The organism is Pseudomonas sp. HY7a-MNA-CIBAN-0227 (assembly GCF_040310325.1).
Classification (GTDB): Bacteria; Pseudomonadota; Gammaproteobacteria; order Pseudomonadales; family Pseudomonadaceae; genus Aquipseudomonas.
The window spans coordinates 1-248 of the sequence record NZ_JBEOPT010000289.1; the positions used below are offsets into that span (position 1 = coordinate 1).

The 248-nt window shown below is 53.2% G+C and carries 1 protein-coding gene; it reads left to right on the plus strand.

All coding sequences use genetic code 11. The annotated features are described in order from the left end of the window. A partial coding sequence (locus AAEZ06_RS27960) for a DNA polymerase III subunit delta' C-terminal domain-containing protein (RefSeq protein ID WP_502948072.1) occupies positions 1–248 on the plus strand: 248 nt, incomplete at both ends.

Consider the following 248-nt stretch of genomic DNA (forward strand, 5'->3'; position numbering starts at 1 on the left):
GCCACTCAATTGGCTGAAGGCTGGAATGCCATTCCTTTGCTGTTGTTGTTTGACTGGTTTTGCGATTGGTCGAGCCTGATCTTGCGTTACCAGTTGACCGAGGACGAAACCGGCCTGGGGCTGGAAGACATGCGCAAAGTGTTGCAATACCTGGCGCAGAAAACCCCGCAGGACAAAGTCTTGGCTATTCAGGACTGGATCCTTGCCCAGCGCCAAAAAGTATTGGGCAAGGCCAACCTCAACCGTGT